Raw genomic sequence first — 25528 nt, 5'->3', positions numbered from 1 at the left:
GCGCGCGAGCCCTGTCCTCGGCGACTACTTCGCGACGTCGGACAGCGCGGCGTCGCGAACGGCAGCCAACGCGTCGGTCCTCAACACATAGCCTTCTGCGACCAGCGGATACATGACCCTTTGCACCTTCGCGACGTAGCGGTCGTGAGTGCCGTACATCGCCTTGAGCTCGTCCTTGGTGTAGTAGCGGTGCCAGCCTGACACGTTGCAGGGGAAGGCGGTCCCGTTGAGCGCACCCTGCTCCGCGGTCGGCACAACGAACTGCGGGAGACGGATCCCGCCCTCCACCTTGCCGTCTGCATCACGAACAGGAAGACCCGGCGCGGATGGGGATATCACGAAGCTTCGCGAAGGGGCGGCGGGCGTCCCTCTCTTGAACCAGTTGCGGACAGAATCGATTGCCTTGTTGTAGACCAGGCCGACGTCCACCGTGGTGAAGGGCGGAAGCTTGACACAGACGTGGTTGAAGTCGATCCACTCAAAGAACGTTTTCGGCTGTCCGTCGGGCAGCAAAATCGATTGATCGCGCTGCGCGATCGCCTCGATGTACTGGGCGCCGTACAGCGAAGCGTGCGTCGCGCCTGCGACGTCCCACTTGCGGGTGTACGTCGACGTCGTCCATCCAGCGCCCCCGAACGAGCCCCCCAGCCCTTCGGAGTCGACACTGATCGCCGGAACGGTCAGGTCATCTCGGAGCTGGCCCGACCGGTCCCAGAACGCGAAGCCGTCGAAGACGTTGTGGAGCGGCTGGATCGTGTTGTAGTAGATGGCCAGCCGAGCGGCCGACTGGGACTGGCCGATGGCGATCGCGTCCTGCACGTGCAGGCCTGGCATCGGCGCGGTCGCGCCCCCGGCGTTGTTCATGAGTGCCCGGGTGATCTGCGCGAAGATGTCGTAGGAGATCGGGTCCCCGGTGCAGAGGGACGTGCCGTCGGGGAGGCATTTGTTCACGTCCACCGAGAGCCCGGGGTATCGCTGCGGGCTCCATGTCTTGAGCCGCTCGACACCGACACGCTGTGCCGAAACGATGGCGACCGCATAGCCCTCACGCAGGAGGTATTCCGAGGCCTCGGCCGTGGCGAACTCGAAGTCGACCCCGGTTGTGACGTTGGTCCACTCGACGGCCAGCGTCCCGTTGAACTTGTGCGGCTTGGGGTATCGCACCATCACCCGCGTGCGATACGGATTGCCGCCGTCGAGAACGGTGGCGGTCGTGAAAGTGTTGGCGTTCGCTCCGGTGTACCGGTTGGCGAGGCCTTCCGCGTAGAACTCCTTGGCGGTGTAGCCGGCAGCCTTCAGGTCGACGGCGGTGGCCGACATCGGTGATGTGCCGGGAACGTTGACCTTCGTCAGTGTCGCGGCAGGCACCGCGACGACAGCGGCCGCGTTCGCGGTCAGCGGAGATGCCGAGACCAGTGCCCCGGCGAGAGCCGCCGGGAGCAGCAGCAGGACGGCCCTGCGGGCCTTCTGCCCGGACCGCGTCTTGCGCGATGTAAACATCTGATCTTCCTCCTGTTTGTGGGAGACGCCTGGGCCGGCGTGAAACTCGGCCCAGGCGAGAAAGCGAACGCGAGGGCTGTTGTCAGCGCGACGGTGGCGTGACGACCAGGACAAACTCCGCGACCGTCGGGCGGGGGTTGAAGAGGCGGTGCGGGCGGCTGCGGTCGAAGCGGATGGTGTCCCCTCCTGCCAGTAGGAACTCCTGGTCGTCGACCACGACCGCGACGTGCCCGGCGAGCGCGACGATGACCTCCTCGCCCGGGTGGGAGGAGGGATGTGTCGTCCCACCACCCCGTGGTATCGCTCCCCAGATCACCTCGACCGCGCCGTCCAGGTCGGGGATCATGAGTTCGTACTGGATGCGGGAATCCGGCACCTTGAGCCGGCGCCGGTCGGCGTGCCGCACGACGAGTCGCCGCCCAGCCGCGTCATGCTCGCTCGCGGTTGATCGGTCCTCGCCCTCGAACAGCGCCGCGATGGGAATGCCGAGCGCCTGGGAGATGGTGCGCAGCGTCGGTAGTGACGGCTGTGCGGCGCCCCGCTCGATCCGGGAGAGCAGGCTGGCCGAGATCTGCGCGGCGTCGGCGACGCGGTCCAGTGTCAGCCCGGCGTTCTTGCGCAGTTGCCGGATCCGGCGGCCCAGGATGGCGGCGTCGTCGAGCTCGGCACCGGCCGGCGGGGCAGCGGTGGGCAGCGCCTGTATTCCTTCGCCGGGCCTCGTCCGTGCGGTGGTCATCGCGCGCCGATCGTCAGGAGATCCGGCGTCACGAATGTTGCCCGGGGCCAGTCGGTGTGCTGGTCGGCGCTGGTTCCGGTGAGCACGAGCAGACTGTCCCAGCCTGCGGCGGCGGCCAACTCGACGTCGGCTGCGACGGTGTCACCGATCATCAGCACCCTGCCCGCCACGTGCGGCCGGAGCGCGGTCAAGAACGGCAACGACGGTTTACCACAGATGATCGGATCGACGGCGACCCGGGCGGCGAGTGCGGCCAGCGCCATGCCGGTGCCGCCGGACAACCCTTCCCGCGTCGGATATGCCACCTCGGTGGTGGTGACCAGCAAGGGCAGGCCACGCTCCAGCAGCATGGCAACGCGTCCGAGCGTCCTGATGTCGGTGTCCGGGGCCAGACCCATGGCGACGGCGCGGCCCGACGGTGTGGATGACCACGACCGCCAGACCTCGTCGCCCGGCACGGCGCGCACCCCGTGCCGGGCCAACGCGTCGAACAGGCCTGCCTCACCGATCGCCGCCACCTCGTGAATGCCTAGTTCGCGGGCCTGCGCCCCGAGCGCGTCCGCGGCCGTGACCAGCACGTCACCCGGAGCTGCCAGGCCGGCCCGGGTGAGTCCGGCGCGGAGTTGCGCCGACGTGGCGACGCTGGCGTTGGTGGCCAGGCAGATCCTGGCTCCCCGGCGACGAAACGAGTCCAGCAGGCCGACGGCGCCGGGCAGGGGGGTGTCGTCTATCCACAGCGTCCCATCGAGGTCGCTCACCACCGTGTCGTAGGACGCCAGATCGGGGTGCACTCACGCCTCCGGGTGAAGGTGGACGACCTGACCGCGGGTGAAGAACTCATAGGTGCGCGGCCCTTGCTCCAAAGGGCCGGAGCCGGAGTCCTTCACCCCGCCGAACGGGACGTACGGCGGAAAGCCGGTGACCGCGTTGAGATGAACCATCCCGGCGTCGAGGCTCTGCACCAAGCGCAGCGCCAGCGCCAGGTCGCGGGTGAAGACGCCGGCGTTCAGCCCGTACGGGGTGTCGTTGGCGACCTCCATCGCGCGCCCGGCGTCCGGAACCGATATGACGGCGGCAAACGGTCCGAAGACCTCGTGCCGGGCCGTGGCGGTGCCCGGTTGCACTCCGGCGAGCACCGTGGCCGGAAGGAAGTTGCCGTACGCGAGTCGTTCCTCGGCCGGCGGGTCACCGCCGTGCAGCATCGTGCCGCCGGCTGACACCCCTTCCCGCGTCGCGCGGATCACCGCGTCGCGGGCCGCCGGTGTCATGAGCGGGCCGAGCTTCGTGGCCGGCTCGAGTCCGCTGCCCATCGTCCAGTCGGCCGCCGCGGCGGCCAACCGCTCGGCAAGTTCGTCAGCCACCGGCGCCTCGGCGACGATCCGGCCGATCGCGGTGCACTTCTGCCCGCTGCCGGAGAACGCCCCGGCGGCGAGGTGTGCGGTGACCGCGTCGAGGTCGGCATCGGCGAGGACGACGGCGACGTTGCTCCCGCCCATCTCCAACTGCACGGCGACGTCGCGCCCGGTGACAGCTCGTTGCACCGCCCGGCCCGCTGCGGTGGACCCGGTGAAGGTGACCGCTCTGGTGCGGGAATCCGCCAGTAGCGGACCGGCCAGCGTTGCGGCGGTGCCGCACAGCAGGTTCAGCACGCCGTCCGGCAGACCCGCCTCGGCGAGCGCCCGGGTGAAGTGGACGGCGGACAGCGGCACCAGTTCACTGCACTTCCACACCACGGTGTTGCCGTGCGCGAGCGCCGGCCCGATCTTCCAGGCCGGCAGCAGCATCGGGTAGTTGAACGGGGTAATGACGGTCACCACACCCAGCGGCACGCGGCGGCTCAGAATGAACGATCCGGCGGGCGCCGGCAGTACGTCGCCAGCCGGCTGCAGCGCCGCCATGGCGAAATATCGCAGCGTGTCCGCCGAGCGGGCCACCTCGCCGCTGGCGTCCTTCCAGATCTTTCCCTCCTCACGGACGAGGTCGCGCGCCATCGCCTCCCGGTCCCGGTCGAGGACCGCGGCGGCGGCCAGAAGTACGTCGTGCCGGCGTTGGGGGGCAGTGCGCGCCCAGGCCCGCGCGGCCCGGTCGGCGGCCGCGTAGGCCGCGTCCACATCCGCAGCGGAGGACACCGAGACCTCGGCGACCACTTCGCGGTTGTCGGCGGGGTCGGGCACGATCCGGCGTTCGGGACGTTCCCACCAGCGGCCGTCGACGTACGTCGTGGCGGTCATTGCGGTATTCCCTTGAACGCGTATTTGAGCGCCATGGCGGCGGCGTTCCAGGTCGGCGCGGGCTGCGCCACGGCGGTGGTGACGGGCCGGACCTGCACGAGTGTCACCGGGTCACCTGGCCGGTAGGCGCGGGGGATGACCCACTCCACGTCGGCCGGTGCGCCGAGCATCTCCTCGGCGGCGAGCACGGCATCGACGAGGGCGCCGATCTCGTCTTCGGCGAGCACGCGGAGGGTTCGCATCGGCTCCGGCATGGCGACCTCGACGACCTGGCCGGCCCGATGGTCCATCGCGGACACGGTCTGCTTGTCACCCACCGCGTAGCTGAGTATCCGCCGGTCGGCGCGGCCAACCTCCAGGTGATCCGGGGTGACCACGCCTTGCACCAGCGCCTCGCCGAAGCCGAACGTCGCCTCCACGACAACACGGTCCCGCCGTCCGGTGACCGGGTTGAGGGAGAACGCCACACCGCTCGCCCGAGCGTGCACCAACTCCACGATGCCGACGGCCATCGTCGATTCCCCATGGGATAGACCGTTGCGGATCCGGTAGCTGAGCGCTCGGGCTCCGAACAGGCTGCCCCAGCACCGCAGTATGCCGTCGAGGACGGCTGGCGCGCCGGTCAGACCGAGGTAGGTGTCGTACTGTCCGGCGCTGCTCGACGCGACGGCGTCCTCGGTCGTCGCCGAACTGCGCACCGCAACCGGCAGTAGCGCCTCCCGCGACGCCGCGCACAGTTGCTCGTAGGCGCCGGCAACGGTTTCGGTGAGATCCGGCGGCAGCGGTGCGCCGGCCAGGCGTTCCCGTAGTCGCTGCTCGGCACGGGCCAGTCCGGCCGAGTCGTCGGCACCAAGACCGGCCAGTTCCCGATCGAGCGCGGAGGGCAGATCGCACGCCGCCGCCACCGCTTGAAACGCGTCGGTGGTGACGACGAACGCGTGCGGCACGGTGAGACCGGCCCGGGCCAGATCAGCCAGCCGGGTCATCTTGCCTCCGGCCGCCGGATCATCGGTCGCGATGTCCGGGAGGTGGCGGATGTAGGTCATCGCTCGGCCCGCTTCAGGATGCGCACGGTACCTCGGGTGCCGTCCACCTCGATCTCGTCGCCGGTGCGGATCGTCGACGTCGCGATGCCCACCCCGCACACGCAGGGGATGCGGTACTCGCGGCTGACGATCGACGCGTGCGTCAGCGTGCCACCGCTGTCGCAGACGCAAGCGGCGATCTTCGCGAAGGCCGGCGTCCAGTTGGGTGAGGTCGCCTCGCACACCAGGATCTCGCCGGGTTCGATCCGGTGCAGTTCCTCGGCACCGTGCAGCACCCGCGCGACGCCGCGGGCCACGCCCGACGACGCCGCGACGCCGGACAGCGAGGTGACCTGCGACGTGTCACCGCCGAGCTGTTTCATGGCCGCGAAGAACCCGGCATTGGTCCCGAAGATCTCCCGCATCACCGGGTCACTCATGTCCTCGGGTACGGTGCCGAGCACCTTCGGCATTCTCGGCCGGCGGGCGAGCCAATGCTCGTAGTAGGCCCGCCGTTCGTCGACCAACGTGCGCATGCTGCCCCAGTCGCGGTGCCCTTCGGCGAGTCGACGCAGCTCGGGACGGAACACGAACAGTCCGTCATCGGGCCGCTCGGCGCCCAGCGCGCGGGCGATCGCCAGGCCGGCCCGCCGCATCGGGATGTGTGCGCGCAGGTCGATGTAGTAGTTATGGTCCTCGTTCCACCACGCGAAGTTAGCCGACGTGCACGCGGCCAGCCCGGCGTCGAAGACGTGCCGCTCCTCGACCGTGAGCCGGCCGCGGGCGGCGTCGATCGCCTGTTCCCGTTCGGCCACGGCGGCGGCCCGCGCGCCGGCGAAGTCGTGATCGGAGCCCTTCGACAGGTACGTCCGGACCGTGCCCAGCGGGCTGACCGGGTCGTCGATCCAGGGCGTCAGCACGACGTCCGCGATGCCCTCGGTGCGGTGCCCGTACGTCTGCAGGAACGCGTCGAAGTCGGCGACCCAGCCTTTCGCCGCCGGGTCGGCCCGGAGCGTCGTATTGAGGTCTGTCGCGTCGGTGACGGCGAAAACGTGGGCGAGCCCGGCCGCGCGTGCCTTGCGGGTGAGCTCCCACAAGCCGCGATCCGTCTCCATGATCTTGGAGTCGTAGCCTTGCAGGAACTTCGAGATCTCGGCCGCGTCGATGCCCAGTTCCAGGCACGTGCCGTGGAAGCCCACATAGGTGGCCAGCAGCGGGTACATGATCTCAAAGTGGATCGTCCAGGCGCGGCGGTGGAAGACGACCGCCTCCTCGTAGAGGCGGGCCAGGTCGGCGAGGTCCCGACCGTCGAAGGACTGCCCTTCGAAGTAGGCCAGTCCGCGGTTCAGCTCCGTCACTCGGTCGGCCCACGTCGCCTGGAACCGCTCGAGGGTCGCCGGGAGGGCGCGCTGGATGCGCTCGACCCGCTCGCCGACAGCCCACCGCGAGGTGACCGGCACCTCGCTGGTGTAGATGTGCGGTCCGGCCATCCGGACACCGAGCCCGCCGCTCGTGGGCAGCGGCAGACCCTCGGCCGCCTGCTGGGTGCAGAAGCAGATGCCATCCTCGGGAAAGACGTACCCGAGCGGCACCATGCCGCGCGGATAGTGGAAGTCCAGCAACCAGAAGCGGCCCTCGTCCTCCTTCCGGAAGGTGGACAGGGCCTCGGTGTAGACCCCGGCGTCGGTGCGCCCGGGCCTGAAGCCCGGATACCACTCGTCGGAGATGAACTCGTCAACCGGAACCACGGTGCTCATCGGGGATCTCTCTCTCGTCTGGAGGGGGTTCAGCCGCCGGCGTACTCGGACGCGAATCCGCCGTCGGGATGCAACAGCGAACCGGTGAAGTACGAACCCTCGTCGCTGGTGAGGAAAAGTGCGGTGCGGGCGATCTCCGCCGGCAGCCCGAGCCGCTGCAACGGCACCTGCTTCTCGCGCGTTTCCCGCCATATCCTCTGGGCATCGAGGTCGTCGCCGCCCGATCGCCGGGCCATGCCGTCGAGCAGGCCTGTCTCCACGTAACCCGGCCCGATCGCGTTGACCCGGATATGGCGTGGCGCCAATTCGTGCGCGAGGCAGCGGGTAAGCATCCACGCGCCGGCCTTGGACACCGAGTACGCGCCTGCGGACGGCCGCTTGGCGGCAATGCTGGCCAGCACCACGATCGAGCCGCCCGACTCCGGCATCGCGGACGCCGCGGCGCTGGCGGTGAGGAAGACACCGGTCACGTTGACGTCGAGCACGAAACGGAAATGTGCCGGATCGAGGTCGAGCAACGAGTTGAACGATCCGGTGCGGTCCGGATGGGCGCTCACGCCCGCCGAGGCGACCACTGCATCGATGCCGCCGAACCGGTCGACGCACAGCGCCACCGCGGCGTCGACCGCGGCCGGGTCAGTGACGTCGGTGGGCGCGAAGACCGCACGGCCGCCGTCCTTCTCGATACGCGCGACTACGGCGTCGGCCGCGGCGCGGTGCGAGGGCAGGTCGGCGATGACCACCGCGGCGCCCTCGGCGGCGAACAGTTCCGCGGTCGCGGCGCCGATGCCGGAGGCGCCGCCGGTCAGGAGAGCCCGGCGGCCCTGTAGTCGTGTTGTCACATCGGCTCCTTCGGGTGGATGGGCAACTCGTCCGCGGACGGTTGCCGCTCGTTCGCGCCGAGATAGGCACGGTGCAGCCGGTCGCTGTGCCGGCTGAGTTCAGCGGCGCTGTCACGCAGGACGATCCGGCCGCGGAACAGCACCATCGCCTCGGAACCCACGGACAGCGCGAGGGCCGCGTACTGCTCGACCAGCAGAACCGCCATGCCTTCCTCGGCGAGCGCGCGTACCGCAGGGAGCAGCCGGCGGACGATCACCGGCGCCAGGCCGAGGCTCATCTCGTCGATGAGCAGCACGCGGGGCCGGGCGAGCATCGCGCGGGCGAGCACGAGCATCTGCTGTTCACCGCCGCTGAGCGCGCGGGCCGGCACATCGGTGCGCCGCCGCAGCTCGGGAAACATCTCGAACGCCGGCCCGATCTCGTCATTCCCTACCGCGACGAGGAGGTTTTCCGTGACGGTCAGGTCACCGAAGACCGTGCGGCCCTGCTCGACATGGGCCAGGCCGCTTCTGGCGCGGGCCCGGCGGGACAGCGGCAGTACATCCACGCCGTCGAGCAGCGCGGCTCCTGCGGTCGCCGGGATCCGGCCGCTCAGTGCTTCCAGCAACGTCGTCTTACCGGCGCCGTTGGGTCCCAGGAGCACCGTTATCCGGCCCGGCGCGACGGTCAGGTCGACCCCCGTGACGATCGGGAAGCCCGCCCTTTGGACCTCGAGACCCCGCACGTCGAGACCACTCATGCCGGAACCTCCTCGCCGACGTACGCGGCGAGCACGACGGGGTCGCGCAGCACCTGCGCCGCCGGCCCGGACGCGATCACCCGGCCGAAGTCGAGCACGGTCACCCGGTCGCTGATGGTGGCGACCATCTCCACGTCGTGCTCGATGAGAAGCACACCGAAGCCGTACGCGGCGGGAAGCCCCGCGAGCAGCCGGCCCAGTCGCTGCGACTCCGCGGCGTCCAGGCCCGCTGCCGGCTCGTCGAGCAGCAGGATGCTCGGCCGCGACAGCACGGCGCCGGCCACCTCGACGAGCCGTCGTCGGCCGACGTCGACCGTGGACAGCAGCACGTCACCGGCCGGGCAGCCGAACTGATCGAGCAGGGTGTCAGCCTCGGCGGGTGTCGCGGTGGGCGCGACGAGCCGGAGGTAGCCGGCGACGGTGAGGTCGCCGATCGTCCGCTCGTGCTGGAAGGTGCGGCGCAGCCCGGCTCGGGCCCGGACGTGCACCGGCGCGGAGGTGTGGTCCTGGCCGTCGATGGACACGCGGCCAGCCACCGTCACGGTGCCGGCGGCCGACCGCACGAATCCCGAGACGACGTCGACGAAGGTGGACTTGCCGGCCCCGTTGGGTCCGATCAAAGCGTGCAGTTCGCCGTGGCGAACCTCGATGGACACGTCGTCCAGCGCGGTGACCGCGCCGTAACCCACGCGGAGATTCCGCGCGTCCAGCGCTGCGGGTATGTCGCTTCCGGCCGGCTTCGGTCCAGGCGTCACCGTCCCGAGGGCCGGGCCGGGTGCCTTCGCCTGGGTTGCTCCGGCCGGCCGGGCCCGCTGGCCGAGGAGCCGCCGGCCGGCCGCCCGCAGGTCCGCGGCCGCCCCGCCGGCTCCAGTGCGCAACCCGATCACTGCGCCGACCGCAAAGACGACGGCGGCCAGATCCTGCGGGAGACCGACCTGGCGCAGGACCTCGGGCAGAAACGCGGCGAGCATGCCACCCAGCGCCGCTCCCTCCGGATGGCGCGCGCCGACCATGACGGCGAGCGTGAAGATCGTCAACGACTGCAGGGACCCGAATCCGGTGGCGTTGAGTTGGCCCAGCTGACCGGCCAGCAACGAACCGGCGACACCGGCGAGAAAGGCGCTCACGGCGAACGCGGTCAGCTTCACTCGTGGGACCGCGAGGCCGGTCGCTGCGGTGGCGCGTTCGCTCGACCGCACGGCAAGCCAGGCCGCGCCGCCGCGCCGGGTGCCGTACCACGACAACGCCGCCGACGCGCCGACGAACACGACCCAGCACAACAGGAAGTAGTCGGCGTCCTCGGTGGCCCAGTCCGGGCGCGGGACGACGTCGAGCGTCTGCGCTCCGGGGAACCCGACGCTGTTGGTCACCACGTCGACCGCGACGGCGAAGCCGAGCGTCACGATCGCCAGGTTCAGCCCGCGCAGGCGCAGCGCCGGCAGGCCGATGGCGATGCCGACAGGCAGGGCGACCAGCCCGGAGACGACAAGCAGCACCGGGAACGGCAGGGCGATTCCCCAATGGTTCGCCAGGGCCGTCGTGAGCGCCCCGATGGCGGCGAAGGCCATGGGACACAGTGCGGCCATGCCGGCCCGGCCGAACACCACACCGACCGACAGGCAGAGCATCGCGGTCACCGTCGCGCTGGTGGTCAGGTAGATCCAATAGCTCGACATGCCCGTCGTGACGACCAGTGGGACCAGAACGGCGGCCGCGATGCCCAGCAGCGAGGCGGGCCTGCGCATCAGATCAACGCGTCGCATCCCATACCTCCCGCCGCTGCAACCACACCAGCGCCACAACCACCACCAGGAACGGAAGCACCTGCCGATACTCCGAGAGCTGCCGTACCGACGTACCGGCCCCCTCGATGACGCCGATCAGCACGCCACCCAGGGCAGCGCCGGCCAGGTTGCGCAGGCCACCCAACAAGGCGGCGGCCATCGCCGGCATCACGAGCAGGCTGAGGCTCAGGAAGTTGCTCGGCCGCGTGGGCGCGACGGCGGTGACCGCCACCGCGGTCACCGCCCCCATGACCGCCCACACGCCGACCGCCAGAGCCGTGACGGGCACGCCGAGCATCTCGGCGGTCACCGGTCGTTCGCTGATTGCCCGCAACCGCACGCCGAGCCGCGAGCGGTTGAGCAGCAGGCCGGCACCCACCGCGATGGCCGCCGCCAGCACGAGGGCGATCAACGCGTTCCCCGAAACCACGACGTCGGCGAGCCGGAACCCAGCACCGGGCACCAGTGAGGGAACGGTGCGCGGATCGTTGCCGAACAGCCGGAAGCCGATGGCGAGCAGGCCCACGAGTACCGCCACGGTGACAATCGTGCGCACCTGCGCCGAGCTGTCGGCGTAGAAACGCGCGATCGCCCAGCCGAGCAGGGCCGCAAGCGCTGCCGCAGTGAGCACGCCCGCCGGCAACGCGACGCCGAACCCCCACCCGCGCTCCAGCAACTGGAGCATGACCATGGTGCCGAACGCCCCGATGGCCGCCTGCGCCACGTTGAGCACACCGGTCATCTGGAACAGCAGGACGACACAGACGCCCACCATCGCGTAGGCGCCCCCGGCGAGCAGGCCCGCGACCGATGCCTGCAACATGTCAGGACCCGGCAGGCAGGGTAATCCACTCCGGCGTGACCGTGACCCACGTGCCGCCCTTGAGCTGGACGAACTTGCTGGCCCGGTTCGAGTTGTGTTTCTCGGCCGGGGCGAACGAGTACGGCGTGCCGACCAAGGGGTTGGACACCGAGGTCAGCCCCTGCAGCGCCGCGGTCACCGACTCGCGGTTGATCTCACCTTGAATGCTTTTCAGTGCCTGGACGAAGTAGGTCGCGGAGAGGTACCCGCCCTGAGCGAACGAGTTCAGCGGTATCTTGGCCGCCGTCATGGTCTGCTTCCAGTCGGCCAGTGCGGGCGCGGATCCGCCGTAGGGCTCGAACTCCGAGTTCGCGTACAGTCCCTCGCCGACGGGGCCGAGCGTCTTTGCCACCTTGTCGGTGTAGTTCGAGGTGAGAAAGACCCAATCGATGCCGGTCACCTTCTGCGCCTGGACCGCCTGCATCCAGGCCACGCCCGCGACATCCACCCCGTCGAACACGACGGCCTGGCAACCAGCCTGGCGGACCTTCAACACGAACGGCGTGGGATCCTCCGGGCCGGGCTTGTACGTGGCATCAAGCAGCGCCAACTTCTTGCCGGTCGACTTCTCCCACTGCCCGATCGCGGCGGCGTAGGCATCACCCCAGCCGGCGTAGTCGACCAGTACGGCGCAGACTTTGTCCCGCTTCAGTGTCTCGGACGCGAACTGCAGCGACACCGTGATGCCCTGAAATGGACCGGTGTTGACCGGTGAGATGTTGCTGGAGCTGAAGCAGGCCGGGTCCACCCCGGTGCCCTGCACCGAGAGGATCTTCTTCTGCTTGTACAGCGCTCCGTTGACGCTGCACTCCAGTGCGCTGGACGAGCCGACCATCGCCACAACTTGCTCGGAGTCGACGAGCTTGCGGGCCGCCTGCTGGGCCTGCTGCGGGTCGACCTTGTCGTCCTCGACCAGGTACTCGAGCTTGCGGCCGCCGATGCCGCCCTCCGCGTTGACCTTGTCGAAGACGGCTTTGACCGCCTGCGACGCCTCCGGGAAGACGACGGGACCGGAGATGGAGCTGATGGCCCCGACCTTGATCGGCGCGGTGCTGGAGCTTTCCGTCTTATCGCTGCAGCCGGGGATCGCGATCAGCAGGAGGCCGGAAACCACTGCTGCCGCCGCGGGCCTAGGACTGATCATGGGTTTCCCTTCCTTCAAGGCCGGCTGTGGCCTGAGTCACAAGGTAGGGCGCAACCTTCACGACATGCAAGAGAAACTTTCATGATACTTCATAATGGCCGAACAGTTGAGGTCCAGGTCGAAGTGGTTGAAGAAGTAGTCGGGTGTACTGCTGATGAAGATGGCGACCTGGACCTCCGGATCCTCGCCCATCTCCACCACGAGGTCACGCGACCTGGCGACGGTCTCCGGCAGCATCAGACGTCGTTGCCGGTGCATGACCTCGTTGACTTACGATCATACTGCAATGTGCGCCCGCTGAGCACAAGGGTTTGCCGGTGCACGACACGGGCGTGCTGATGGAAGGACGGCGTCGCTTTCCCCGTAGATCAGGTGGTCGCGACGGGCGACCACCCGATCGGTTCTCCGCTGACAGGGGCGGGGCGCCGCCAACGCGATTCGCGGCGGCCCTGGCCGGTGTCAGAACATCGTGTTGTCGTTGGCGGCGGTCTCGGGTACGTCCTGTTCGGCGTTCCAGTGCTCGACGATCTTTCCGTCGCGTACCCGGAAGAGGTCGATGACCGCCCGGCCGCGGTCGCCGGGTGTGTCGATGTAGTGGCTGTGCACGGCGACCAGGTCACCCTGCGCGATGACCCGTTTCGGTGTCACGCTCAGCTGCGGGAACTGCTCGAAGTACGCGCCCAGCCCGGCCTTCAGACCGGCCGCGCCGTCGGGGATGTTCGGGTTGTGCTCGTGGTACTCGGTGTCAACATAGGTGTCGATGGCGGCCAGGTCCTTGCGGACCAGCAACTCGTCGACGAACGCGGTGACCAGCTTCTTGTGGTACGCGGTGAACCACCGCTGCCCCGGCGCCTCGCTCCGCGGCTCGCTGAGCGTGGCGAACATGTCATTGCCGCTGGCGGTGGTGGCGGGCAATTCCTGCAGGACGTCCCAGTGCTCGGCGATCCTCCCGTCCTGGAAGCGGAAGAGGTCGAACACGGCCATACCCGGAGTGCCCGGCACGAGGACGTTGCGGGAGTGCAGCAGCACCAGGTCGCCGTCGGAGATGACCCGTCGAGGCTCGAAGGCGACCTGCGGGAACCGCTGGCGCGTGGTGGCGACGAAGTATTTGAGGGCGTCGGGGCCGTCGGGCGCCAGGGGGTTGTGCTGGATGTAGTCGGGCCGCAGGAGCCGGTCGACAATGGCCGTGTCGCCGCGAGTGAACAGGTCCTGCAGGAGTTGCTGGGCAAGTTGCGCCTGGCCGCCGTCTCGTACGGTCAGCACGATCTTGCCGGTGGTGCGGCCGGTCTCGCCGAGCGCGTGCGCCTTCGCCGCCTCAGCGAGCGGGAACGTGGCCTCGATGTGCGCACGCAGCGCCCCGGTCTCGACGAGGGCGGCGATGGCCCGCATACCTCCGTGGTCGGCCTCGACCAGCAGCGACTCGTAGCGGATACCCCGCTCGGCGATCGCCGCTAGTTCGGCGGGGTCGATGGGTACCGGAAGGATCGAGACGAGGGTGCCACCCGGGCGCAGCACGGCCACGGAGCGGGCCCGAGCGGCGGAGTCGAGCGAGATCGGGTCGAGGACCACGTCGATGTCGCTGAGCACCTCGGCGAAATCGACGCTGTGGTAGTCGATCACCTCGTCGGCGCCCACCGACCGCAGGAAGTCGTGCTTGGCGGCGCTGGCGGTGCCGATCACGTACGCGCCGCGGGACTTGGCGATCTGCACAGCGAGGTGACCCACGCCGCCGGCCGCCGCATGAATCAGGACCCGCTGCCCGGCCCGGACGCCGGCGGTGTCGACCAGCGCCTGGTAGGCGGTGAGCGCGGCCAGCGGCAGCGCACCGGCCTGGACGTGGTCGATACCGGCGGGCTTGTGCGTGAAGACGCGGGCCGGTGCGGTCACGTACTCGGCGTGCGCACCCACCCCGCCCGGATAGGGCAGCATCCCGAAGACTTCGTCGCCGGGCTTGAACAGGGTGACGCCCATGCCGACGGCCTCGACGACGCCGGAGACGTCCCAGCCGAGTACCAGCGGCATCTGGGCGACGGTCATGGACTGGGCCCGGTTCCACCAGTCGGTCGGGTTGACCCCGGCCGCGTGGACGGCCACAAGGATTTCACTCACCCCTGGCGCCGGTTTGGGTAGCAGGGTCTCCTGCAGCACGTCGGGGGTTCCGTAGGTGTCCTGGCTGATGGCTCGCATGGTCTCGGTGTTCGTCATGGGTCCAGCCTGTCCGCCGTCACGGCCCGCTACAATGGCATGGTCGCCAACTTCCGACGGGATCCTGCCATGGCACAGGTGCACCGCGTCGTCGTTCTCGCCCCGAACGGCGTGTACCCCTTCGATCTGGGCATCCCCAGGCGGGTCTTCGGCACCGCCGACGGCCGCTACGAAGTCCTGACGTGCACCGCCGACGGCCGCCCGGTCCGCACCAACGCGGACTTCTCGATCACCGTCGACCACGGCCCGGAGGTTTTGCGTACCGCCGACACCGTCATCATCCCGCCCTTCGGCACCACCGACTTCAGCCGTCAAACGCCGGTCGACGTGGCGCAAGCCCTCGCGTTCGTGTCCCCCGGCACCCGGATCGTGTCGATCTGCACCGGTGCCTTTGTGCTAGCCGCGGCGGGGCTGCTCGACGGACGGCGGGCCACCACGCACTGGGCCGCCGCGGAGGTCTTCCGTGAGTGGTATCCGCAGGTGGAACTGGACCCGAACGTGCTGTTCGTCGACGAGGGCGACGTGCTGACCTCGGCCGGCGCCGCCTCCGGCATCGACGTCTGCCTGCACCTCGTCCGCAAGGACCACGGCAGCGAGATCGCCAACCATGTGGCCCGCATGTGCGTCGTCCCCCCATGGCGCGACGGGGGCCAAGCGCAGTACATCGAGCGCCCGGTCCCCGACACCGTGGCGAACGACACGTCCGCCACCCGCCAATGGGCGCTGCAGAACCTGCACAAGCCGCTGACCCTGAGCGACCTTGCCGAGCAGTCAAACATGAGCCTGCGCACCTTCGCCCGCCGCTTCAACGAGGAAGTCGGCATGAGCCCAGGACGCTGGCTCATCCAGCAACGCGTCGACCGGGCCCGGCACCTGCTGGAATCCACCGACCTCGCGGTCGACGAGATCGCCGGCCAGGTCGGCTTCGCCGGCGGCACCTCGCTGCGCGAACACCTGCACGCCGCCATCGGCGTCTCGCCACTCGCCTACCGACGCACCTTCCGAGGCGTGCCGGCCCAAAACCACTGACCGAACGTCACCCCATGAAATTATGTACGTCATACCATCGGGTATGCCAGGTGCGGCATCGAGCGACCTCGTCGCCAACGTCATCGCCGACCAGTTGGGTGCCCAGGCGCAGAGTTCGCCTGGCTCCCGCGGATCCGCAGTCCGCGTACGGGAAGGCACTCGCGCTGTACACGATGGCGATCGGGACGCTGCAGTTGTCCCGCGCCGTGTCCGACCCGAAGTTCGCCGATGAGGTCCTCGAACACGGCATCCAGAACGCCCTCGTGTTCCTTCGCTGAGCAGCAGCCGAGGCCGTCCACGAGACTGCCCCCTCGACCGCGAGGGGGCAGTGCCCCTTGCGGTATTACCGCTGGAGGAATGCGAGGGACTGCTCGACGAACTGGCCGTGAAACTGGAAGATGCCGCCGTGCCCGGCGTCGGGGTAGATCACCAGGTCGCTGTCCGGCAGGCGACGGGCCAGGTCGCGCGAGTTCTGTGTCGGCACCATCCGGTCGCTCTCGCCGTTGGCGACGAGCACGGGCTGGCGGATGACAGAGAGGTCATGTGGCCGCTCCAGTCCCCAGCTGTGGATGGCGGACAACTGCGCGAAGTAGGACTTGAGCGAGATCGCCTTGTCCCGGTTCTCGGTACGCTCCTTCAGGCGCGCCAGAAACTGCTTACCCGCCTGACGGCCGTTCGGGGTCCGGGTGAAGAACAGGAACTGCTTCGGATCCTGCAGCGTGAGCAGCGCCCGGACGGTGTCGAGATGCGAGAGCTTGGTGACGTTCTTGATGCCCTCACCGCCGGCCGGCCCGGTGCCCGCGAGGATCAGCTTGCGCACGAGCTGAGGTTCGTCCTGAACGATCACCTGGGCGATCATGCCGCCCATGGAGAAGCCCAGCAGGTCGACCTGGTTCAGGCCCAGCGCCCGAATGAACGTCACGGCGTCCTTCGCCATCGCCCGAATGGTCTTCGGCGTCGCGCCGGTGGAGGCGCCCACGCCCCGGTTGTCGAACGCGATGACCCGATGTTTCGCGGCGAGGCCGTCGACCACCCGGGGATCCCAGTTGTCGAGGACCGCGGCCAGATGGGTCACCAGGACCAGCGGGACGCCGGCCTTCGGGCCCAGCTCCCGGTAGGCGAAATCCACGCCACCGGCGGATATGGTGCGGGTGGGCGCGTACTTGTACGACGTGATCGCGTTGTTTTGTGCTTCTTGGCGGTGGCTCATGACTGTTCTTCCCTTTGGGTGAGGCTCCGGCAGCTCCGTGGCGATCAAAGTATGACCATAATTTAAAGCTTCCACAAGCTCACCGGCAAACCCGAATCTTCAGGACAAGTGATGGGGCGGGCCCGTCTTGGCCGGGAGACGACCACTGGAGGAACGGGCCAGGGCGGCGGTGGTCGCGGTGCTTCCTCGCTCAGCCAGGATCGGTGCGACCTGATGCCACCTCATGCGCGTCTGGGGATAGCCGTTCAGCAGCAGGATGGGCAGCCCGAAGCCCGCACTGCGACCGGCGATGCGAGCGCCGTCGACGTCGGCCTCGAATGGTTTGAACCCTGCGAGCAGCCGGTCATACATGACGCGTTTGCCTTCCGCGCGGGGTACGCCGGGTGCGCATGGCGTACCCCGCATTCGGTTCAGTGCCGCGCGCGCCGCAGAGCCGGCCTTCTTGCCTCTCGCCGCCGCGCAGACAAGGCGATCAGAGGCTCTGGTTGATCTGGCCGAGATATTCGCCCAGCTGGTATTCGACATCCAGGCCCTTGTCGGCGGCCAGGGCGCCGAGCGCCATCGCCCGGGGCAGGAGTCCCGGGCCGGTCAGCGAGTCCACGAACGCGCCGTAGGAGGCGATCAGGTCGGCATCCGGCGGCAGGGTGGCCCGGCCGACCATCGCCTTGGCGGTCGCCAACGCCTGCCGGTCGAAGGAGGAGAGGCGAGCGACCGTCGCGTCGACGAAAGCGTCGAGTTCCGCGTCCGGCAGGGCTCGCGTGACCCATCCCCAGCGCTCGGCCAGGTCGGCGTCGTAGTCGGCGCTGCCGAGAATCGCCTCGAGCGCCCGGTCGCGGCCGATGGAGCGCGGGAGCCGCTCAGCACCGCCGCCGCCGGGGACGATGCCGATCCCGACCTCGGGCTGGCCGAAGATCGCCTTCTCCCGGCTGGCGTACCGCAAGTCACAGGCGAGGGCCAGCTCGTTGCCGGCGCCGCGGGTACGGCCCCGGATGGCCGCGATGCTGACGTACGCGGCCTTGCTCAACCGCAGGACCAGGTCGGTCCAGACCGGCGCGTCGTCCTCGTGCTCGGGCACGGGCAGGTTGCCGGCCTCAGCGCCGTCGAAGTGGTTGAAGAAGAAGTCGGGGACCTCGCTGGCGAACACGACGACCTGGATGTCGGGGTCTTCGTCGAGTCCCCGGACGATCTCGTGCAACGTCACCACGGTCTCCGGAACGACCAGGTTCATCGGCGGATTCGCGAACGTGATCCTGGCGGTCTGCGGGGTCGTGCGCTCAAGGCGGATCGTGCTGGACTGGCTCATCGGATGGCTCATTTCGTGGTCGTCGTTTCGACGGAGATCGGCGGGTAGGTGGCCTGCTCGCCGGTCCCGTCGAAGCAGCATAAGATTACGGTCATACGACCATAATTTGAGAATGAGTCCGGAGGCAAGACCCCTCGGTCATGAAATTATTCTCGTAATTTCAAGGGCGGCTCACGTCGGCGGCGAGGCCCGCCCTATCGCCCGGCCTTCAGCGTCGAGCAGCGTGAGGGCGCTCTGGATGCCCTGCTCGAGGACGACGTCGGCAAGCTGCTGGTCGACCAGTGCGCGGGAGAGTTGCAGCGTCCCGACCATCAGGGCGTAGATGGTGAGCGATCGCACGCGCGCCGACTGCGGGTCGTCGGGTGCCACCCGGGCGGCGACGTCGTCGATGACGGCCAGCACGCCGTCGGTGTACGCGCGCCTGGCGGCATCCGCGCTGCGGGCGATCTCGTCGAGCAGGGCGGCGGACGGGCAGCCGTCCTCGGGGCTGTCGCGATGCCGGATCGAGAGGTACTCCCGCAGGAACTGCTCGGCTCCGGCCGGTCCGGGTGCCGCCGCGCTCAGGCCCTCGCGCTGTTCGCGGAGTTGGTCGGCGACCGCGGCGACGACCAGGTCGTCCTTGGAGTCGAAGTGGGCGTAGAACGCACCGTTCGTCAATCCCGCGTCGGCCATCAGTGCGGCGATCCCCGAGCCGTCGATGCCGTCGGTCTTGAAGCGGCGCCCGGCCGCCTCGATGATCCGCCGCCGCGTCACCTGCTTGTGTTCTCTCCCGTACCGCACCACACGCCCCTTCACCCGCAGGCAGGCCGCTTCGTCCGCCGCCCAGATAAGATTGAGAGTACGACCATAATTTAATTTCACCTAGCGGCTTGCCCCCGACCGCTCTCCCACCCTATGGTCGTATGACTGTAATCAGATTGCTTGTTCCTCCGCGCCGTCGGCCGCGTACCCGAGGTCGCTCCAAGCGATCCAGCAGATGGGCCCCCGCGTGTCTGCGAAACAACCCCGTACGGCGGCGTATTCGTCACTCAGCGCCCGACCGAGCGCACTGACTCCTGGAGAATGACATGACTCAGCTCGCCGACCAGACCGTTCTCGTCACCGGTGCCAACCGCGGCATGGGCCGGGAGTTCGTCCGTCAGCTCCTCGACCGCGGCGTCGCGAAGGTCTATGCCGCCGCCCGCGACCCGCAGACGATCGTCACCGACGACCCCCGCATAGTCCCGCTGCAGCTCGACGTCACCGACGCCGGCTCGGTGGCCCGCGCCGCCGAGACCGCACAGGACGTGAGCGTCGTGGTGAACAACGCCGGCATCGCCCGCGGCGTTTCGGTCCTCGACGCCGACACCTCCACCCTGCGCAGCGAACTGGAGACGAACCTGTTCGGCACGCTCGCGGTGACTTCGGCCTTCGCCGACCGACTGGCGCAGCGTTCCGGCATCGTGATCAACATGGCCTCGGTGGCCTCCTGGCTCCCCACGGGCGGCACCTACGGGGTATCCAAGGCGGCCGTGTGGAGCGCGACCGACTCCATGCGCCTGGAGTTCGGGCCCCGAGGCGTGCAGGTCGTCGGAGTCCACGTCGGGTACGTCGACACCGACATGGCCGCCAGCATCGACGCCGCCAAGTCGAAGCCCGCGGACGTGGTCCGGCAGGTCCTCGACGGTGTCGAGAAGGGCGATGTGGAGATCCTGGCCGACGACTTCACCCGCGCGGTCCGTGCCGGCCTGCACCAGCCGATCGAAACCCGGCTCACCTCGATCCTGGGCTAGCAGTCAGGGCAGCCGGAGCAGGTCCGATCGGCGGCGAACCCGCGCCATCTGTTCGGCCGGTGCTAGCGGCCTGCGCTGGTCGCGGCACCGGCTGGCCGCTGCGGGCGAACCCCGTAAGCACCGAGCACGTCACCGGTCCGCTTCTCGGAAGCCCGGGCGAGTGTTCAGCCTGAGACGAGACTTGCGACTACGCCGCGCTGACCGAGCGATCTTTGTACTGCTGTGAGCAGCGCACACCAGAGACGGAGACAACGATGAAGGCATTTGTGGTCGAGCGCTACGGCGACGCCGACACCGTGCGCGCCAGCGATGTGCCGGATCCGAAGGCGGGCGCTCATGACGTCCTCGTCCGGATTCATGCGGCGAGCGTCAATCCGGTCGACCTCAAGATCCGCGACGGCGACCTCAAGGCGATCCTGCCGTTGCGGGCGCCGTTCGTCCTCGGCAACGACCTCGCCGGCACGGTCGTCGCCGTCGGTGCCCGCGTCACACGGTTCGCCGTCGGCGACGAGGTCTACGCACACCCGGACCAGAACCGGATGGGCACGTTCGCGGAGCTCATCGCGATCCACGAGGACGACGTGGCGACCAAACCGGCCACGCTCACCATGGCGGAGGCCGCCTCCATCCCCCTGGTTGGATTGACCGCCTGGCAGGCGCTGGTCGAGCGGGCCGACCTGCGACCCGGCCAGAAGGTCCTCATCCACGCCGGTGCCGGCGGCGTCGGCACCATCGCCATCCAGCTGGCGAAACATCTGGGAGCGAGCGTGGCCACGACCGCGAGCGCGTCGAAGACCGACGTGGTGAAGAGCCTCGGCGCGGACGTCGTCATCGACTACCAGAAACAGGCATTCGAGGCGATCCTGCACGACTACGACGTGGTTCTCGACACCGTCGGCGGCGAGACACTCGACAAGTCTCTGCGGGTGCTCAAGCCGGGCGGGAAAGTCGTCAGCGTCGCCGGGCCACCCGACCCCGCCTTCGCCCGGGAGATCGGCGCCAATCCCGTCATCCGGCTGGCGATAGCGGCGTTGAGTTTCCGCATCCGCCGGCGTGTCAGGCGACGCCAGGTGACGTACTCGTACCTGTTCATGAAGGCCAGCGGCGACCAGCTCCGCGAACTCGCCGCCCTCATCGACGCCGGGATCATCCGGCCGGTCGTGGACTCCGTCTTCGACTTCGACCAGACCCGCGAAGCCCTGGCCCACCTCGAGCAAGGACGCACCAAGGCCGGCAAGGTCGTCGTCCGCATGAAATGACCGCACCCGCCGCCCCGGGCCGCCGGGCCGGCACGCCCCCGCGTACAGAATGCGTCGCCGTTTCACGCGGGAGCGTGACCCGCGCGAGCGCCCGAAATCGTCGACCACAGCCGACTCACCGGAGGATCACATGGACACGTCACGAAGTAGCTCGCAGCCCGCAGGACACATTGCCGTCGAGGGCCACGCCGGGGTGCTCGTCGCTCGTATCGACGGAGGCCCGCATGCGTTGTTCGATCCCGAGATCGCCAAGCAGCTGAAAGAGTTGGTCGATCGTGCAGACCGCGATCCGGACATCCGCGCGGTCGTCTTCACCGGTACGCATCCTGACCGCTTCTTGAGTCATTCTGATGTGCGCTGGCTACAAGAGGGTGGCACTGGATTCCCGCCGATCAACACGCGTATCGCCAAGCTCGTAGCGCGCACGGCGAGACTCATCAACAGAGTGCCGGTTGTCAGAACGTTCGCGGGGATGACCCGGCTCAAGACACTTCTGCAGCTCGACAGCTTCCATGCCACCTTCCTGAAGATGAATGCAAGCGGCACCATCTTCGTTGCAGCACTCAACGGTTCGGCACTTGCCGTCGGCGCGGAACTGGCATTTGCCTGTGATCTGCGCATCATGGCAGACGGGGAGCATGTCATCGGCCTGACAGAAGTCCTGCTCGCACTGACACCGGGTGGCGGCGGCTCTCAGCGACTGCCTCGTCTGATCGGTACTCAGCAGACGTTGGTCGCCGTTCTCGAAGGCAGGCCGTTCACGCCTGCAGAGGCTCTCTCGCTCGGTGCGGTCGACGAAGTGGTGCCACAGGACAAGGTCCTCGCACGGTCGATCGAGCGCGCAGAGTATCTGAGCCTACGCTCGAAGAAATCTCTCGGAGCCATCAAGCGATCCATCTACTTCGGCAGCTCTCTGTCGCTCGAACAGGGCTTGCAGTTCGAGCACGCCGAGTTCCTGGTCAGGGATCAATCAAAGGAAGCTCAGCGGCGGATGCTTGAATACATCGCCACCACGGACGCCACTGGCGAGCTCCCTCTGCTGGATCGGGAGACGTACGCGCGAGCACTCAACGCCGGTCGTATCGGAGGTAGTTCAAGCGAGTAGATTTCTCTGAACTTCAAGATCACTGAGAACCAGGCTTTGCCGACGAACAGCGCGCCGATGTCACGGTAGGTCGGCGAAGAAACGTGCGACGTCATAGTTGGCGATCAATCGGGCGAGGCCGAGCGGGGTCTGACCGCTATTGTTCGCCTTGAGCGGGTCGGCTCCCCACCGGCGCAGTAATTCGATCATTCGGCCATCTCCGCGTGAGTTGAACACGGCAGTACTCAGCGCCGTATTGCCGTAGTGGTCAGCCTGGTCAACCGACGCGTGCCGCTGCAGGAGCAGCTGGGCGACCGCGACCGAGCCTTCCTGGGCTGCGAAGTGCAATGGCGTCAGTCCCCTTTGATCTGACGCGCTCGGATCTGCTCCGGTGTCCAAGAGCGCCTCGGCTGTACTGACGTCGTTGGACGCCGCTGCGTAGTGCAGCGGCGACCTGCCAGCGCGATCAAGACTCATGGCACGCATTCCTTTGTGGAGGGTGTCAACGTGGAGCTGTGACCGGTGTAGCCGCGCCGTTTATGACGGGCCGTCACCCTTAGCGGAGCCCGCTGCCAGCGACTTTACCGATTCCGGGAAGGCCAAGATGGTCGGTAGTCGCGTGGGAGCGTCGATCAACTTGGGCAAGCTTGTCTTCGGCACCAGCGAGGCTGACGTGGAGTCCTTCGACCTCGCCGAGCCAGCCTTCCCGTTCAGCTTCGGCGATCCGCGCGAGGAGGTTGTCGCGGATCTCGGCCAAGCGGTCGCGATGGGCGGGATCGGGCCAGAGCATCGGGCAGCGGATGCAGGCTTCTCTGAACTAAGAAACCCGGTTCCGAACGGACGATAGGTGGCGACCGTCGGACCATCGATCATGGACGGGCCGGAGGTCATCGACACGTTGTCGTCACCGCTCACCCTGCGGCTTGCGCCAGATCATGATCTCGGTTGGCGGAAGCTGTTCCACGAAGCGGTTGTCGGGTGACGCCCGCTGCAACTCCTGGCGCAGGTCCCGCTCGAAGTCCTCCAGCCTGTCGCCGAACAGGTGAGGGGCGGAGTCGGACCGGGAGAACACCCACGCCACGATGTCGTCCGCGGTGCGGTTGACCACCTCGCCGGCCGGAACGACATGCGGTTCGAAGTTCCCGAACCCGGCCCGTGCCAGAACGAGGTCCTCCCGGTCCGGCGTGCCGTTGACGAGCGTTCCCTGCCCCGCGCGGCGTACCGGGCCCAAGTACCGACGCACCAGGTCCGTGATCTGCGCGTAGGGGGGGAGCGGGCAACGGCAGCGGCGTCGGGTCGGCAGGCGGATTCTTGAAGTCGCTGATGTGGACGAAGGCGCCCCCGGGCTTCAGCATCCGCAGCACGGTAGCGGCGACACGATCGCGATCCGTCCAGTGGAAGGACTGGGCGAACAGCACAATTCTGAACTCAGCCAGACCGGCCGGCAGGTCTTCGGCGAGGGCGTTCACCCACCGGGCGTTGGTCACCCCGCGATGCTTGGCCTGTCGCTCGGCCTCGGCCAGCATGTCTTCGTCTGGGTCAAGGCCGACCACCTCGGCGAAGAACCGCGCCATGGCGAGCGTCACGGTGCCCGGCCCGCAGCCAACGTCGAGGCAGCCGACCGCGCTTGTAGTAGGCCGCACTTCCCTGAAACAGCGTGCTGTCCCACTGCCATCCATCAGGCATATCAATTCCACTCCACTCTTGTTCTATGTTCAGCCATGGTGCGATCAGGGTCGCCGAACAGGGGTTGGCATGCCGAGATCCACTGGCTGAGAGGCCGGATGCCGCCGCTCAATCTGGGCGAGTTTGTCCTCTGCCCCGGCAAGGCTGACCTTGAGCCCTTCGACCTCGCCGAGCCGGCCTTCGCGTTCGGCTTCGGCGATCCGGGCGATCCGGGCGATGAGGTTGTCGCGGATCTCGGCGATGCGTGCGCGTTGGGCTGGGTCAGGCCAGTGCATGCTGCATCGCAGGAGGGTGGAACGGTGACCGACGCCGAGTACGTGAACATCTGGATGCGACCCGAGCGCCCGGCCTACGGGCCGAAGCCGGCCTACAGCCGCGCGCAGATCACCGAGGCGGCGATCCGGATCGCCGACGCCGAAGGGCTGGAGGCCGCCACCATGCGGCGCATCGCTGCCGAGATCGGCGCCGGCGCGATGTCCCTCTACCGGTACGTCCCGAGCCGCGACGACCTCGTCGAGCTCATCGCCGATCGGCTGCAGGGTGAGATCGACGTCAAGGGCATGCCCTCGGGCGACTGGCGCGCGGATCTGACGCGCTACGCCGACGGGCTGCGGGCGATGTGGCTGCGGCACCCGTGGATCGCCACCGTGCAGCGGTCACTGCCCAGCTTCGGCCCCAACCAGCTGCTCGTGATCGAACGGGTGATGGGTGCCCTCGACGCCCACGTCTCCATCGACGAGAACCTCGCCCTCATGGCCATGCTGAACGGCTATGTCGAGGGCGCCGTCCGCGAGGAAATCGGCTGGGTCGAGGAGGTCCGCCGCAGCGGGCTCAGCGAGTCGGAGTGGATGGTGCGGAGCGGCCCGCGCGTCGAGCAGCTGCTGGAGAGCGGGGAGTACCCGATCTTCAGCAAGATCGTGATGGAGGCGCGCCGGCTGCACCTGAGCCGCGACGACCAGTTCCGGCACGGGCTGGAGCGCGTCCTCGACTGCATCGCCGCGGCCCTCCCGTCAACGGCCGAGTCTCCGATGTCGGCGCACCGAGAGGGGCGGGAAGAACAGGACGGGCCAGGGCAGGCTCGTAGGCGACCATCCGAGAGGGCAGCAAGACCGAAATAGACGCACAAGCCATGCCTAAATGGGTAAGCAACAGTTCTTGAGTTGAGGGCGCTGAATCCTCCTCACCGTGCACGCTCACTGCATGCGAACTGCGTCTTCTCCCGTTTGCCAGATTGATCACCGCACCCCGAAGTAGCTTCACTCTCCGTGAAGCTTTTGTCACGGGAGTGATGAGTTTGGCGGCGCTTGTGAAGTCGGGAGGTGTGAGTTGACGCTGGGAGTCGTGCGGGATCTGCGCGAG

25 protein-coding genes and 3 pseudogenes are annotated in these 25528 nt (G+C 68.3%); 7 read left to right on the top strand and 21 right to left on the bottom strand.

Translation table 11 applies throughout. The features are described 5' to 3' along the window. Positions 1-24: 24 nt before the first annotated feature. From EJK15_RS12760 to EJK15_RS74425, 14 genes and pseudogenes are all read right to left on the bottom strand, one after another. Positions 25-1320 (bottom strand): alpha/beta hydrolase domain-containing protein, encoded by a 1296-nt coding sequence (locus tag EJK15_RS12760; RefSeq protein WP_138710606.1) that lies wholly within the window; start codon positions 1318-1320, stop codon positions 25-27. A gap of 262 nt (positions 1321-1582) precedes the next feature. Continuing rightward, the gene (locus EJK15_RS12755; protein ID WP_138710605.1) at positions 1583-2236 is read right to left on the bottom strand and encodes a helix-turn-helix domain-containing protein; all 654 of its coding nucleotides are present in this window, start codon (positions 2234-2236) and stop codon (positions 1583-1585) included. Further along, positions 2233-3027, bottom strand: coding sequence for an HAD-IIA family hydrolase (locus EJK15_RS12750; protein WP_138710604.1), 795 nt, complete (start codon positions 3025-3027; stop codon positions 2233-2235). Before EJK15_RS12750 ends, EJK15_RS12755 begins: the two co-directional genes overlap by 4 nt. After that, complete coding sequence (locus tag EJK15_RS12745; protein ID WP_138710603.1) at positions 3028-4467, bottom strand: aldehyde dehydrogenase family protein; 1440 nt, start codon at positions 4465-4467, stop codon at positions 3028-3030. After that, a complete protein-coding gene (locus tag EJK15_RS12740) occupies positions 4464-5513 on the bottom strand; it encodes a PEP/pyruvate-binding domain-containing protein (protein ID WP_138710602.1) in 1050 nt (349 codons plus the stop codon). Before EJK15_RS12740 ends, EJK15_RS12745 begins: the two co-directional genes overlap by 4 nt. Beyond that, positions 5510-7249 (bottom strand): PEP-utilizing enzyme, encoded by a 1740-nt coding sequence (locus EJK15_RS12735; protein WP_138710601.1) that lies wholly within the window; start codon positions 7247-7249, stop codon positions 5510-5512. The genes EJK15_RS12740 and EJK15_RS12735 overlap by 4 nt, the downstream gene beginning before the upstream one ends. A 29-nt stretch (positions 7250-7278) precedes the next feature. Then, positions 7279-8091, bottom strand: coding sequence for an SDR family NAD(P)-dependent oxidoreductase (locus EJK15_RS12730; RefSeq protein WP_138710600.1), 813 nt, complete (start codon positions 8089-8091; stop codon positions 7279-7281). Next, positions 8088-8831, bottom strand: coding sequence for an ABC transporter ATP-binding protein (locus EJK15_RS12725; protein WP_138710599.1), 744 nt, complete (start codon positions 8829-8831; stop codon positions 8088-8090). Before EJK15_RS12725 ends, EJK15_RS12730 begins: the two co-directional genes overlap by 4 nt. After that, complete coding sequence (locus tag EJK15_RS12720; protein ID WP_138710598.1) at positions 8828-10594, bottom strand: branched-chain amino acid ABC transporter ATP-binding protein/permease; 1767 nt, start codon at positions 10592-10594, stop codon at positions 8828-8830. Before EJK15_RS12720 ends, EJK15_RS12725 begins: the two co-directional genes overlap by 4 nt. Next, positions 10581-11438 (bottom strand): branched-chain amino acid ABC transporter permease, encoded by an 858-nt coding sequence (locus EJK15_RS12715; RefSeq protein ID WP_138710597.1) that lies wholly within the window; start codon positions 11436-11438, stop codon positions 10581-10583. The genes EJK15_RS12720 and EJK15_RS12715 overlap by 14 nt, the downstream gene beginning before the upstream one ends. 1 nt (position 11439) lies before the next feature. Continuing rightward, positions 11440-12621 carry an ABC transporter substrate-binding protein gene (locus tag EJK15_RS12710; RefSeq protein WP_138710596.1) on the bottom strand — a complete coding sequence of 394 codons (1182 nt, stop codon included), beginning with the start codon at positions 12619-12621 and terminating at the stop codon, positions 11440-11442. A 57-nt stretch (positions 12622-12678) separates the two neighbouring features. After that, the gene (locus EJK15_RS12705) at positions 12679-12858 is read right to left on the bottom strand and encodes a hypothetical protein (RefSeq protein ID WP_138710595.1); all 180 of its coding nucleotides are present in this window, start codon (positions 12856-12858) and stop codon (positions 12679-12681) included. 222 nt (positions 12859-13080) lie between these two features. Beyond that, positions 13081-13839 (bottom strand): annotated as a pseudogene (locus EJK15_RS74430) (nuclear transport factor 2 family protein); the annotation flags it as partial. A 27-nt stretch (positions 13840-13866) separates the two neighbouring features. Further along, positions 13867-14808, bottom strand: a pseudogene (locus tag EJK15_RS74425) (NADP-dependent oxidoreductase); the annotation flags it as partial. A gap of 87 nt (positions 14809-14895) precedes the next feature. On the opposite strand from EJK15_RS74425, the gene EJK15_RS12695 reads away from it, so the two are divergent. Continuing rightward, entirely contained in the window at positions 14896-15855 is a 960-nt protein-coding gene (locus EJK15_RS12695; RefSeq protein ID WP_138710593.1) for a GlxA family transcriptional regulator, read from the top strand. A 98-nt stretch (positions 15856-15953) separates the two neighbouring features. Beyond that, a complete protein-coding gene (locus EJK15_RS12690; RefSeq protein ID WP_206060816.1) occupies positions 15954-16133 on the top strand; it encodes a hypothetical protein in 180 nt (59 codons plus the stop codon). A 65-nt stretch (positions 16134-16198) separates the two neighbouring features. Here the strand turns inward: EJK15_RS12690 and EJK15_RS12685 are convergent, their stop codons facing one another. The 4 genes from EJK15_RS12685 to EJK15_RS12670 form a co-directional block, all read right to left on the bottom strand. Next, on the bottom strand, positions 16199-17065 hold the full coding sequence (locus EJK15_RS12685) for an alpha/beta fold hydrolase (RefSeq protein ID WP_138710592.1): 867 nt from the start codon (positions 17063-17065) through the stop codon (positions 16199-16201). 99 nt (positions 17066-17164) lie between these two features. After that, positions 17165-17416 carry a hypothetical protein gene (locus EJK15_RS12680; protein ID WP_138710591.1) on the bottom strand — a complete coding sequence of 84 codons (252 nt, stop codon included), beginning with the start codon at positions 17414-17416 and terminating at the stop codon, positions 17165-17167. A 121-nt stretch (positions 17417-17537) separates the two neighbouring features. Beyond that, entirely contained in the window at positions 17538-18368 is an 831-nt protein-coding gene (locus EJK15_RS12675; RefSeq protein WP_138710590.1) for an enoyl-CoA hydratase/isomerase family protein, read from the bottom strand. A gap of 171 nt (positions 18369-18539) precedes the next feature. Next, the gene (locus EJK15_RS12670; RefSeq protein ID WP_206060815.1) at positions 18540-19148 is read right to left on the bottom strand and encodes a TetR/AcrR family transcriptional regulator; all 609 of its coding nucleotides are present in this window, start codon (positions 19146-19148) and stop codon (positions 18540-18542) included. A 287-nt stretch (positions 19149-19435) separates the two neighbouring features. Between EJK15_RS12670 and EJK15_RS12665 the strand changes: the two genes are divergently transcribed. The 3 genes from EJK15_RS12665 (at position 19436) to EJK15_RS12655 (ending at position 22504) form a co-directional block, all read left to right on the top strand. Continuing rightward, positions 19436-20140, top strand: a complete 705-nt coding sequence (locus EJK15_RS12665; protein WP_138710589.1) for an SDR family oxidoreductase — start codon at positions 19436-19438, stop codon at positions 20138-20140. 254 nt (positions 20141-20394) lie between these two features. After that, complete coding sequence (locus EJK15_RS12660) at positions 20395-21399, top strand: NADP-dependent oxidoreductase (RefSeq protein ID WP_138710588.1); 1005 nt, start codon at positions 20395-20397, stop codon at positions 21397-21399. Between the two features lie 130 nt (positions 21400-21529). After that, positions 21530-22504: an enoyl-CoA hydratase/isomerase family protein gene (locus EJK15_RS12655; protein WP_138710587.1), complete on the top strand. Its 975-nt coding sequence runs from the start codon at positions 21530-21532 to the stop codon at positions 22502-22504. A 60-nt stretch (positions 22505-22564) separates the two neighbouring features. Here EJK15_RS12655 and EJK15_RS12650 read toward each other — a convergent pair whose 3' ends face one another. Further along, on the bottom strand, positions 22565-22960 hold the full coding sequence (locus EJK15_RS12650; RefSeq protein WP_206060814.1) for an ankyrin repeat domain-containing protein: 396 nt from the start codon (positions 22958-22960) through the stop codon (positions 22565-22567). A gap of 160 nt (positions 22961-23120) precedes the next feature. On the opposite strand from EJK15_RS12650, the gene EJK15_RS70460 reads away from it, so the two are divergent. Then, positions 23121-23330: a hypothetical protein gene (locus tag EJK15_RS70460; RefSeq protein WP_171074263.1), complete on the top strand. Its 210-nt coding sequence runs from the start codon at positions 23121-23123 to the stop codon at positions 23328-23330. Between the two features lie 57 nt (positions 23331-23387). Here the strand turns inward: EJK15_RS70460 and EJK15_RS74420 are convergent, their stop codons facing one another. Both EJK15_RS74420 and EJK15_RS74415 read right to left on the bottom strand, forming a co-directional pair. After that, positions 23388-23726, bottom strand: a complete 339-nt coding sequence (locus EJK15_RS74420) for a hypothetical protein (protein WP_240776935.1) — start codon at positions 23724-23726, stop codon at positions 23388-23390. 139 nt (positions 23727-23865) lie between these two features. After that, positions 23866-24057: pseudogene (locus EJK15_RS74415) on the bottom strand (class I SAM-dependent methyltransferase); the annotation flags it as partial. Between EJK15_RS74415 and EJK15_RS77155 the strand changes: the two are divergent. After that, the gene (locus tag EJK15_RS77155; RefSeq protein ID WP_338089864.1) at positions 23977-25287 is read left to right on the top strand and encodes a TetR/AcrR family transcriptional regulator; all 1311 of its coding nucleotides are present in this window, start codon (positions 23977-23979) and stop codon (positions 25285-25287) included. The pseudogene EJK15_RS74415 and the gene EJK15_RS77155 sit on opposite strands and share 81 nt — an antisense overlap. Positions 25288-25528: the final 241 nt, after the last annotated feature.

Origin of the sequence: Nonomuraea basaltis (assembly GCF_005893125.1) — a bacterium.
Lineage (GTDB): Bacteria > Actinomycetota > Actinomycetes > Streptosporangiales > Streptosporangiaceae > Nonomuraea > Nonomuraea basaltis.
Note: the sequence above shows the minus strand (reverse complement) of the source record. Positions and strands in the feature narration are given on the sequence as shown.

What these genes read in the sequence shown, in the direction of transcription:
- EJK15_RS12760 (WP_138710606.1), bottom strand. Translation starts at nt 1,320, where the DNA reads ATGTCGGCCACCGCCGTCGACCTGAAGGCTGCCGGCTACACCGCCAAG.
- EJK15_RS12755 (WP_138710605.1), bottom strand. Translation starts at nt 2,236, where the DNA reads ATGACCACCGCACGGACGAGGCCCGGCGAAGGAATACAGGCGCTGCCC.
- EJK15_RS12745 (WP_138710603.1), bottom strand. Translation starts at nt 4,467, where the DNA reads ATGACCGCCACGACGTACGTCGACGGCCGCTGGTGGGAACGTCCCGAA.
- EJK15_RS12740 (WP_138710602.1), bottom strand. Translation starts at nt 5,513, where the DNA reads ATGACCTACATCCGCCACCTCCCGGACATCGCGACCGATGATCCGGCG.
- EJK15_RS12735 (WP_138710601.1), bottom strand. Translation starts at nt 7,249, where the DNA reads ATGAGCACCGTGGTTCCGGTTGACGAGTTCATCTCCGACGAGTGGTAT.
- EJK15_RS12725 (WP_138710599.1), bottom strand. Translation starts at nt 8,831, where the DNA reads ATGAGTGGTCTCGACGTGCGGGGTCTCGAGGTCCAAAGGGCGGGCTTC.
- EJK15_RS12720 (WP_138710598.1), bottom strand. Translation starts at nt 10,594, where the DNA reads ATGCGACGCGTTGATCTGATGCGCAGGCCCGCCTCGCTGCTGGGCATC.
- EJK15_RS12715 (WP_138710597.1), bottom strand. Translation starts at nt 11,438, where the DNA reads ATGTTGCAGGCATCGGTCGCGGGCCTGCTCGCCGGGGGCGCCTACGCG.
- EJK15_RS12710 (WP_138710596.1), bottom strand. Translation starts at nt 12,621, where the DNA reads ATGATCAGTCCTAGGCCCGCGGCGGCAGCAGTGGTTTCCGGCCTCCTG.
- EJK15_RS12705 (WP_138710595.1), bottom strand. Translation starts at nt 12,858, where the DNA reads ATGCTGCCGGAGACCGTCGCCAGGTCGCGTGACCTCGTGGTGGAGATG.
- EJK15_RS12695 (WP_138710593.1), top strand. Translation starts at nt 14,896, where the DNA reads ATGGCACAGGTGCACCGCGTCGTCGTTCTCGCCCCGAACGGCGTGTAC.
- EJK15_RS12685 (WP_138710592.1), bottom strand. Translation starts at nt 17,065, where the DNA reads ATGAGCCACCGCCAAGAAGCACAAAACAACGCGATCACGTCGTACAAG.
- EJK15_RS12680 (WP_138710591.1), bottom strand. Translation starts at nt 17,416, where the DNA reads ATGTATGACCGGCTGCTCGCAGGGTTCAAACCATTCGAGGCCGACGTC.
- EJK15_RS12675 (WP_138710590.1), bottom strand. Translation starts at nt 18,368, where the DNA reads ATGAGCCAGTCCAGCACGATCCGCCTTGAGCGCACGACCCCGCAGACC.
- EJK15_RS12665 (WP_138710589.1), top strand. Translation starts at nt 19,436, where the DNA reads ATGACTCAGCTCGCCGACCAGACCGTTCTCGTCACCGGTGCCAACCGC.
- EJK15_RS12660 (WP_138710588.1), top strand. Translation starts at nt 20,395, where the DNA reads ATGAAGGCATTTGTGGTCGAGCGCTACGGCGACGCCGACACCGTGCGC.
- EJK15_RS12655 (WP_138710587.1), top strand. Translation starts at nt 21,530, where the DNA reads ATGGACACGTCACGAAGTAGCTCGCAGCCCGCAGGACACATTGCCGTC.
- EJK15_RS12650 (WP_206060814.1), bottom strand. Translation starts at nt 22,960, where the DNA reads ATGAGTCTTGATCGCGCTGGCAGGTCGCCGCTGCACTACGCAGCGGCG.
- EJK15_RS77155 (WP_338089864.1), top strand. Translation starts at nt 23,977, where the DNA reads ATGCTTGGCCTGTCGCTCGGCCTCGGCCAGCATGTCTTCGTCTGGGTC.